This window comes from Moorena sp. SIO4G3 (assembly GCF_010692305.1).
GTDB classification, from domain to species: Bacteria; Cyanobacteriota; Cyanobacteriia; order Cyanobacteriales; family Coleofasciculaceae; genus Moorena; species Moorena producens_A.
Map to the genome: position 1 here is coordinate 1 of NZ_JAAHIG010000443.1, position 6,727 is coordinate 6,727.

Annotated in this window: 3 protein-coding genes; all 3 read right to left on the reverse strand. The window is 41.7% G+C overall.

Annotated features, from left to right (window positions below):
- Positions 1-876 (reverse strand): hypothetical protein (locus F6J99_RS39370; RefSeq protein WP_293121543.1); only part of this gene is annotated, 876 nt, incomplete at its 3' end.
- Positions 877-1,442: 566 nt separating this feature from the next.
- On the reverse strand, positions 1,443-4,637 hold the full coding sequence (locus tag F6J99_RS39375; protein WP_293121545.1) for a DUF6603 domain-containing protein: 3,195 nt from the start codon (positions 4,635-4,637) through the stop codon (positions 1,443-1,445).
- 172 nt (positions 4,638-4,809) lie between these two features.
- Positions 4,810-6,462 carry a hypothetical protein gene (locus F6J99_RS39380; RefSeq protein WP_293121547.1) on the reverse strand — a complete coding sequence of 551 codons (1,653 nt, stop codon included), beginning with the start codon at positions 6,460-6,462 and terminating at the stop codon, positions 4,810-4,812.
- Positions 6,463-6,727: the final 265 nt, after the last annotated feature.

The window sequence follows — 6,727 nt, forward strand, 5'->3', positions numbered from 1 at the left end:
CAAATCAAGGAAAAAGAGTGGCAGAGATAAGTGAGTTCTTTTGGAATTGGTTGCGCCGTGTACTTGGAGACTTGTTCGCACGGTGCTTTGGGGACGAAGCGGGAGCAATCCCGCTGACTTACCCGATAAAGTGATATCACGGCTGGGATCGTCAGGAAAATTAGTATTCGTAATCCGCAGTTGCAAGTTACTTGATTCATCGTTAGTATTGAGAACCTTGTTGCAGTTTACAAAACCGACAAAGAGAGGGATATTAGATTTTCCAGTTGCTTGTACCATTTCTAGTTCTAATGTAGTAGATAAATAATATGGACTGCTTGGGGGAGGAAGAGGACCTGCAATTATATTGAGATTCATCATTTCAATTACTCCCTCTTCCACTTGCCAACTAATGGTGACATCAGTTGTGGCGGTGCTGGCTGCTTTTGTCGTTACCGATGCTCGGCTTGTGACATCAGTCGTTTTATTTGTCAATGTTTGAGCCGCGACACCAGTTAAAATAATGTCTATACCCTGATTAGGTGGGAGGATAATAGCTTCATCACCTTTCCAAAGCAGATAAAGACTATCAGAAATAGCACCGCTTTCATAAGTAATTGACCAATTCTCATTCTCAATACTAATACTTTGTGGATCAACTAAGATCCCCGGATTAAAAGCCCATTTAAAGTGATAATCGGTTGAATTCGCTTCGGTTACTCCCTCAATGGGATAGATAGAGATAGTTTTATCTGTGAGGTCATTGGCGATATTGATATAAAGGGGCGGAACAGTGTCAGATGTACCCAAGAGTAAAACGTTACATAGTTCTCCTTCTTCTTCATCTTCATAGCACCAACGAAACCTAAAAGGCATTTCTTGGCTGTCGTCTGCCATTTGAGTTTGCTCCTATTGAAAACAATTTTTGTGGAACAGGCTTCCAGCCTGTGTGTTTTTTCTTGATGTGATTGTGATTGTGATTGTGATTGTGGAACAGGCTTCTAGCCTGTGTGTTTTCTTGATGTAATTGTGATTGTGATTGTGATTGTGATTGTGGAACAGGCTTCTAGCCTATTTTTATTTTAACAGGCTAGGGCGTGTTTTCTTGCCTCGGAGATCCCCCATTATCCCCCTTAAAAAAGGGCGTTGCTGAATCAAGGAATGAATGCTCGATCATCTGGTTTTGTTCAAGCCCCCTAAATCCCCCAACTTTGCGGTGCGACCCAAGGGCGATTTACTCGCCCATTGGAAAGCGCACCGAGAGGGACTTTGAGAGTTTTGTTCCCCCCATAATTGGGGGGCTAGGGGGGCGAAACCATACCCAGAATCAGCAAAGCCTAAAAAAGGGGGACTTTGAGTATGGCTCCCCCCTTTTTTAAGGGGGGCTGGGGGGGATCTAAATCTTGCGTAAAACTTTAAAAACACGCCCTATAATGCTATTTCACGGGATATTTGATGGAATTTTATTTAACCAGAGGGGCAAAAACAAAACCATCCGCGATCGCCTCAGTGTCTTCAATATCCACTTCAGTTAAATCATATCCTAAAGATTGCAAAATGCTATCCCTTTGAGAATTATTGCCTAACGTTTCCTCAATACATTCAAGTTTTTCCTCATCTGTATTATAAGCTGAATTCGGCACAAATGGATCTAACGTTTCCCAAATATAGCGGTCGTCAACCCGTACAGTATCATAGAGTAAATGTTCCACACCAATATCATGGGTTTTGCCTGGTTTAGGAGGCTCTGCTGGCGTAATCCGGAAACCATAGAAAACGTTTTCAATGAATTGCTCTCCATTCACTTCTGGGGGTTTGATGCGACCGCCGGACATATGGGGTATTCCCCAAGTCGCTGTGGAGGCGAGTTTAGGAATGGCTTCAAATGTAAATTTGTCCTCCACATTTTCCTCATTATCCCCTGCTAGGTCTTTAACAATAGTGACTTTATGAGTCGTTTTTAACGCTTCACTCTTAATCCCCATAGAATTAATCCCAAATGCGGTATTAGTCTCGAAAGATTTTTGCTTACCCCCTGCAAAAACCTGTTTTGAGGGAACTAAGCTATCGGTTGACATTTCAAAAGATTTCGGATTAATCACCCAAACTTCTTTTTCCGCTGCTCCTTCCCCTACCACAATTTGTTTAAGCAAACCATCAATCGCAGTAATACTGCAAACATCCTTTGGCTCCGGTAAAAATGTCTCCTCAAATGTTTCCCAGTCAATCGGGTCAGGATAAATCGAACTTTGATCGCCAATTTTAATCGTGATAGGAACGATTAGAATTCTGATCTTAAACTTACAACCAAAATTAGGACCCCAAAAATGAATGCCGATGCCTAAACCTACACTAATATTTCCGATTCCTGCACAAACATGGGTATGGAGGTCAACATCATAATGATACGGTGCCCAACCCAGCAAAAAATCAGCCCCCGCATCAAAACTAGCCCACACTGAACCCGCTTTATAGGCAATCGCAAATAACCCCCCTGCCATGATGCCATGACCGCAGAGAGCATAATAAATTTGAGCCGTCGTAAAAGCATTATTGTCGATTTGCCAAGTCATGCCAATGTGTGGCACATCAGGATAGTGAGAAGGACGTTGGAATCGGGGATGGTAGCCGCCTTGGGTAAAGATAAAATCACCCATACGCTCTCCAGCGAACCATAAACCATAAGCAAAGCCCCCGGTTAAAACGCAATTGCGACTAAAGATATAAGAATTGGGAGTCAGTTGTCCACGAACCATCAATTCTCCATCCATAGGGGCAAAGCGTGCTTCTAGAGCTACCTCTGCTTGAGCAATGGGCTCATGGCGACCCAGAGTGGTCGGAAGTTGTAACAGTCCAATACCGATTAAACACAGTTCAAAATCGCTCTGACTAACGGCAAAGGTCACTAAACCAAAGCAATCAATAATTTTGAAACAGGTAAAGTCAAGACCCACAGCACCCCAACCCGCGCCGATTAGAGGGGGTATATATTTGTCTAAAGCCTCTAATTGTTCGGTCACGATCGTGTCAGTTTTACTGGGATCGATGGGAGCGGGTCCCTCCATTGCTTGAGACACAAACGGAAATTCTTGTATGTCTTCCAGAGGAGGCACAATTAAATCATAGTTGTAGCCTAATCCTCCGGAAATACCCGTCACGAAGAAGAAAGGCGGTCCACCAATGGGGAAATCACCCGCTAAGTAGATAAATAGAGCAAACTTTCCACTATCGGTATAATCGGCAAAACCGCCAATAGCAGAGAGAGATAAGGCAGATTTACTGCCTTTCCCACTGGTAAATCCGACCGTAGCCGTGCCTAAATATTCATTATAATTATCCCCTTCTTTAGCTAGGAATGCCCCTGAAATTTCTAAGCCTCGACAAATGACCTGTAAGCCAAAACCATCAAGATTAAACTCAGGGTCAAAGGTGGTTAAAGGAGAACTAATAGAAAGGGCATTCAGAGAGAGCAACAAGGAACAATCTTGAATGACAAATTGAGGGGTGAGGTGCATTTGTCCTTTTTTGTACACCAATCCCACTTTTTGAAAGCGAATGGGTCCAAAGGACTTCTGAATCTCTAACCAGACGCCATTGTCAGCTAGGGTAATGAGATCGTCTTCGTTGGAGGTTGGTGTGGTCGGTGTGGTCGTTGCAGAAGCAGCAACCAGGGAGGATTTTTCAGTTTGTGCTATTATCTTGGCACTGCGACCACCCCTACCGCTGCCACTGCTACTACTTTTACGTTTTAAGTTTAATAACCATACCTTTATGTAACCGATAATATCAAAATAAGCAATAATACTTGCGCCTCTATCCAATTCATTAATAGTGCTAGAGGGAGGTTTTATTTTTAACGGGGTACCGAGTTCTTCTAGCAAACTGTTGAGAATTTTTAGTTCTTTTTTGGTGTATTTTTGCAGTGACACTAAAAATTCAAAAGCAAACTGACTGGAGTACATGTCTTGAGGTAAGAAGTCTCCCACTAAAGGAATTCTACCAAACTCAATATTGGCATTAAAACCAATGCTAAACAGCATTTTCTTCCAAGTCAGTCCCAGAGAATTTGTGGTGGTATAAATACCAAAAATAACATTTTCTTGAAGATTAAATGCTTCTACAAGTTCTTCAGGGAATAAATCTGCTAAAGTAGGAGAAATCTCCCCAACTAAACTGGCTAAATTAACATTTCCTATATCTTGCTCTTCTTGAATATTTAACTGTCCAATCACTAATTTAACATCATCGCCCAATAAGTCTTTTTTGGTTTGATAATATAAATCAAAGATGAGATTAGTACCATCTGAAACAGGAATAGATAAAGAACCACCATATTCCCCAGTGTATTTGCCTACATTGTTCGTGTCATATGTCATATCAATTTTGAGGCTACCACTTAATTCTTTAGTGGCATTTCCCTCATCATCTTGATTGATATCAATGGTAACGCCTACAGTAAAATCATAATTACCTTTATTTTGGTCAATTTCTACAGTGGCTTCTGTCAGATGAAAGATATCAATAGTTGTTAAATTGACATCATCCTCTGATATGCCAAAGGCGTCGATGATTAAGTTAATAAAGTCCTCCATGGTTTGAAGACTTTCTACAATAGGGACAGTAATATCAGCCGGACTATTAATACCAGGAATGCTCATTTTTTAAACTCCCAATCACTTTTTTATTAATTAGTAAACCAGTTGACTTTGACTTTGTCTTGTGGCACAGGCTTCCAGCCTGTGATTTGTGTATGTGCTTATCTGTACTTGTCTGTATTTTTATCCCAAATGGGGACAGCCCAGAAGACTATCAAGGGCTATCCCACAAGGGTTAAGACTCTTCTGGGTCATCAATTCGACTCAGTTGTAACCAACCTTCAGAAGCCTCCTGGGATTGATCAAAAGTGGCTTTGAAGTTAACAGGTTTAATCTTTTGTTTCTCTGACCAGTTTTCCTGCTGTAAAGTCAACCAAGACCAACGACTACCCGGTTCTTCCGGTAAAGGAATCGCAATTTGATTCAAGTTGCCTAGTGCATCATTGCTGCGATCGCACAAAACAGGAGTAGAAAGGAAATTAACCTCCATCGCCTGTAAGGCATGGTTATAATTTTCCGCAGGTAAACGTAATTCCTGATTGGGTAAAACCCCACAAGTCCCATGAACGACCCCCCTGGGATCGATTAACATGGTCACCCCTTGAGGAGGTGCATCTACGGTTTGCTCAAAATACACTAACCCTTCTTCTTCAGTTTGAATCAGGGGATGATTGATCAGACGACTTTGAGGTGCATAAAATATATTGTCCTCATATTCATAATGCCCCTCATCATCTACAGGTTTTTCTCGCCAATATCCCACTAAACCATCATTGAGTTGTTGATAATCTCCTAAACGAATCGGGATTTTAACGGCTGTAAACCCATAAGTAGCTGGTGCTTGTGCTGTACTTTCAATTTTAACTGTCGGGTCGATGGCGGGTAAACCTTTAACTTCTAAACTAAACGTTGCCCTCACCACAGCAATCGGTCGCCCGACCAACAAGGCTAAAGTGCTATGTTCGGCAAAGCTTTCAGGATCGATGGTTGCTAAGGAATTATCCAATGTAGAAAGAAACTGTTGTTGAAATTCCTCCCTTTGTTCTAAAAGATAGTGAACCAGCTTCTGCAAATGATCATTAGACAAAAGAGGACGGTCACTAGTATCACGCTCGATAGTTACTTCTGGAGCATCACGCCACCTTCCATCTACATCAATTGTTCCCAAACTTAAACCTTGATGGTCATAAATGGCTAGGTTACTATCAAGATTATTAGGAATAATCCAACCACAAACAGGCGTTTTTGCTGGTGCTTTGGTCATTTCTACCTCTTGAAGGGCATCCGCTGCTAACCAGTGGAAATTGAGACGAGCAGGTTGGGCTAAACGAGGTGATAATAAAAATTTATTATTAGTACCAGTGTCAGGAGGATCCATACGGTAAGTGGTAACAACCTCAGTCGTTACAGAACCCGATTCTACCACTTCTTTGTGTTGTCCAAAACTATCCACTAACCACAGTCTGCCAATAGACATTGCCCCACTACGGATAGGATTGAAAATGTCTCCAGTGAGGAATTTGTATTGTAAACTATTACCCAAAGTCCAACGTACTTGCTCATGGAAGATTTTTGCTACTGCCTCGTTATCCTTAATCAGAGGATCATCTACTTCTAGTTGTAGGGTTGGTTGAGCTAGCAGGAGAGTATCATTTACACCACCTATACACTGAGCCATACATTGTAGATCTTCCATTTCCTGGTATGCCCATAAGGCTACAAAGATAGGGTCTTGAACTTGCTCTTCTTCAGGCTTATCTGCTACACCAGTTTCTGCATAGTACCAGTCCTTAACCTCCTCAAAATGCTCAGTCAAGTAATCTGACGTTTTTTCTTCTTCAGGAATGCTATTGGCAAAATAGTAGTTAGGAAGTAGTTCTTCGTTCAAATAATAGATGATTCGTTCCTTCAAGTCACTACCCACAGAAGGACTTAATAGACTAAAACCACTATAAGTATTGCCACTTTCAAGGAAACTGCTTTCCTTTCCTGGCTTGAGCTGTAAGTCTATGGCATTGGGTTCTAAACTATAGTTATCAAGAATTTGATTGGGGTGGTAATCTTGGACTTCACCGCTTACGCCATCACGACAAGGATAAAAGAGAACTGACCAGTGGAATCCTTTTGCTTTCCACTGGTCAGTTCTCTTTTAA